Annotated in this window: 3 protein-coding genes; 1 reads left to right on the plus strand and 2 read right to left on the minus strand. The window is 69.2% G+C overall.

Going from position 1 to position 3,204, the window contains the following annotated elements:
• The coding region (locus tag QOI01_RS20985) for a sensor histidine kinase (protein WP_526384337.1) at positions 1-270 on the plus strand (270 nt) is incomplete at its 5' end.
• Positions 271-641: 371 nt separating this feature from the next.
• Here QOI01_RS20985 and QOI01_RS20990 read toward each other — a convergent pair.
• Positions 642-2,546, minus strand: a complete 1,905-nt coding sequence (locus QOI01_RS20990; RefSeq protein WP_526384339.1) for a copper resistance CopC/CopD family protein — start codon at positions 2,544-2,546, stop codon at positions 642-644.
• Positions 2,547-2,847: 301 nt separating this feature from the next.
• Positions 2,848-3,102 (minus strand): SHOCT domain-containing protein, encoded by a 255-nt coding sequence (locus QOI01_RS20995; RefSeq protein ID WP_526384341.1) that lies wholly within the window; start codon positions 3,100-3,102, stop codon positions 2,848-2,850.
• Positions 3,103-3,204: the final 102 nt, after the last annotated feature.

The raw sequence follows: 3,204 nt of genomic DNA on the forward strand, positions 1-3,204 counted from the left end.
GTGGCCGCCTATTACGTGGTCGCCGAGGCTCTCACTAACGCGGCCAAACACGCGCGAGCTTCCAGGGTGGACGTCTGCGTGGACACCGACGATGCGAATCTTCGTCTCACGATTACCGACGACGGAATCGGGGGAGCTGACTCACGTAAGGGCTCCGGGCTGATTGGCCTGACGGACCGCGTCGAGGCTCACGGCGGCCAGTTGGCGATCTCAAGTCAGACCGGACGCGGGACGTCACTGATCGTCACGATCCCGCTCGGGGTCGAGTGACGTCCCGACATGCCAACGGCAGCCGCTGCCCTGCTCAGGACGGCATTCAGCTCCTCGAACGATCGACATAGCTCCGCTGACAGGGCTGCTGTGGTCGAGCCGCGAGCATTTGCTCTACGAAGATGTTTGTCACGTACAGCGCGATGGCTTGCTGGGTCTTGCCCTTGAGGACCCTTGTCTGTGGCGGTCCGGGTGCTGATTTCCTCGGGGCCCGCTGATGAGCGGCCTGGGATGCGGCTAGTGCCGACTCTTGCCACGCCGCTGCGTGGGCCCGTACGCGGGTGGCGACTCCGCCCCCGAACCGATGGTCGCGGCACCGAGGCCTTTCTCGCGGTGGGAAGGCTGAATGCCGGCCGGTAGGCGTCGCTTGATCAGTCGTGGTCGGGGTACACGATCCGCCTGGTGACGAGATGGCTTGGGTCGGTCAGGGTCTCGTCAGTGATTCGCCCTGCTTTGTCGAGGGTGAGGAGCATCGAGATCGACGCGGCAGGGTATCCGAGGGCGAGCCGGGTCGCGCCGCTGCCGCTCGAGACACGAACTGCCTGCGGGGCGCTGCCCGCCGCGTAGGGCTGCTGGGACACGAAGAACCCTGCCGACAATTCCAGCGGTGTGGGCGCACCGGCGCCCGACGTCGAGTCGCTGGTGACCGATTCGTAGACGGTGATCTGGCCGACGGCCCGGGTGGCGGCCACGGCGCGGGCGAGGTCCTCGGCGCCCGGGCGCGTTGGCCACGGCACCAGCAGGCTCACCGGCGCGCCCCGAGCGTCGTCGGCCCCGGCGGCCAGGCTCAACACGTTGTCGCCAGCGCCCCAGGCCGCGCTGGCCACGAAGCAACCCTGCCCGCAGCCGCGAAACGGCAGTGCTGCGTCGGCACCGTCGGGTCGGCCGAACCGGCCGGACAGGGTGTAGTGCAGGTCGGGTTGGGCGGCGTAGAAGTCCCGCCGACCGGGAGCCGACAGCCGTACCACCAGTTGTCCGTCGCTGGCGGCGACGGCGACTCCGATCTGGCCGGCGAGGGTCCCCAATGGCAGCACTGGACCTTTGGGTTCCGGTGGCGCTGGTTGCACCGCGCCTCTCGCCGGCGTCGTGGACACCAGTGTCGCGCTGAGCGCGAGCACCGCGACCAGGGTAATGCTTTCGACGCGAATCACGCTGGGCACCTTCGAGATACGGGCTTCGTTGCGTTGGATCCTGCGCGCCGTCAAGGCCAGCGTGGTGGCGGCGGCGACGAGGACGAGTTTCACCACCAGGACCCGGCCGTAATCGGTGGAGAACACCTCGGACAGCGGTAGCAGCACCAGCGCCGACACCACGCCGGTGGCGATGACGACGGTGAACGTCCACACCGCCAGCCGCATGTAGCCGCTGAGCACCCATCGCAGCGCCGCTGGTTCACCCCGCCAGGCCAGCACCGCCAGCGTTGTCGCGACGAGGGCGCCGACCCAGATCGCCGCGGCGCCTAGGTGCACACCGGTGAGCAACGCGCCCCACACTCCGGCCACGGTATGGGCGTGCGACCGCCACCCTTCCGCGCCGACCACCACCAGCAGCGGCAGCGGGGCCCACGCTCGGCGTCGCACACTGACAACGGCCAGCGCCGCGAGCAGTCCGGCAGCTTCGACCGACAGGATTACCCCAGAACCGCCGCGCCACAAGACATTCACCCGGCCGCCCTCAGCCACCATCTCGGCCCCGAGGCCGGCCACCGCGGCCAGCGCGACCAGCAGGGCGCCGATGGTCCACGACCTCGTCGCCGGAAGCCGCGGATTCTCGGCCCGCGCCGAGGAGGTGAACCGTTGGGCGATCAGACCGCCGAACGCGATCGCGAAGCCCCCGAACAGCAGCCAGCGCAGCCCAGCGGACAGCCAGGCGATCGACGCACCGTTGGTGCCCGACGCTGCGGCGCTCAGCGCGTAGCCGACGCCGAACCGGAATTCCTCTTCGACCAGGTCGCCGTCGGTGCCGGTGGCCCGCCAGCGCACGGTGTAGCTGCCCGGCGGCAGCGGCGCGCTCGGGCGTGCGGTCACCACCTGCCCGCCACGCGCGGTTGTCGCGACGCCGATCGGCACCGTCGCGCCGTCCTTGTCGAGCAGCACGACCGCGTCGGCGCCGATGGTGACCGGTTCGTTGAACATCAGCGTGATCGGCTGCGGCGCAATCGGTACCGCGGTGTCGGCGGCGGGGTCGGTGAACAGCAGCGTCGGGTGCGCCGCGGCCGTCCCGGCGGCACCGACGCTGAGCACCACCAATGCGACCAGTACGGCGAGCACCCCCATGGCGCGACGGACGCCGGCGGTTCTCGACTGGCCCCGCGGCAACCGCGCAGGCCACCGACCATGTCGACTCGTCACCGGCGTCGACACATCGACGACCGACCGAACGAACCGAAACCTGGCGAGGCAGGCGTCAGCGGCCCGCACACGATGGTGACGCGTCGGGGGAACCGGCCGTCGGAGGTGAATGTCCTTGGCGCCCAATGATCCGGCGACCGCTGAGGTTGCCGTGGTCGTTATTGCGAGCGGGACGGCAGCGGTCGCAGTGACCGGTACCCTCCGGCAATGCTGGAGTGCATCGCGATCACCGGGGTTCGCGCAGCAGCGCGAGGCGTTGTCGATACTCGTCGTCGTCGATCTCGCCGCGGGCAAAGCGTTCGCTGAGCAGATCCTGCGCGCGTGGCTGCCAGGAACCGGGCGGGCTGGCGGCAGTGCCGCGCGGACTTGCCACATAACGGATGGCGAGGACGACAGCGGTGATCACCGCGGCCCAGAACAACACCATCACGACGGTCATCCAGCCGCCCCATCCCCAGCCGTTACTGCCGTACCAGATCATCATCGTCTACCCTTTCCTCACATTTCCTTGAACTTGCAGATCGCGAGTTCCCTTGCGTATGCGCCCTGAGCCGCACCGTCATTGACCATCGCCCAGCTCGAT

Source organism: Mycobacterium sp. (assembly GCF_032162605.1).
GTDB lineage: Bacteria > Actinomycetota > Actinomycetes > Mycobacteriales > Mycobacteriaceae > Mycobacterium.

Bases quoted from the DNA above. Each gene is read 5' to 3' on its own strand.
- QOI01_RS20990 (WP_526384339.1), bottom strand. From the start codon at position 2,546: ATGGGGGTGCTCGCCGTACTGGTCGCATTGGTGGTGCTCAGCGTCGGT.
- QOI01_RS20995 (WP_526384341.1), bottom strand. From the start codon at position 3,102: ATGATCTGGTACGGCAGTAACGGCTGGGGATGGGGCGGCTGGATGACC.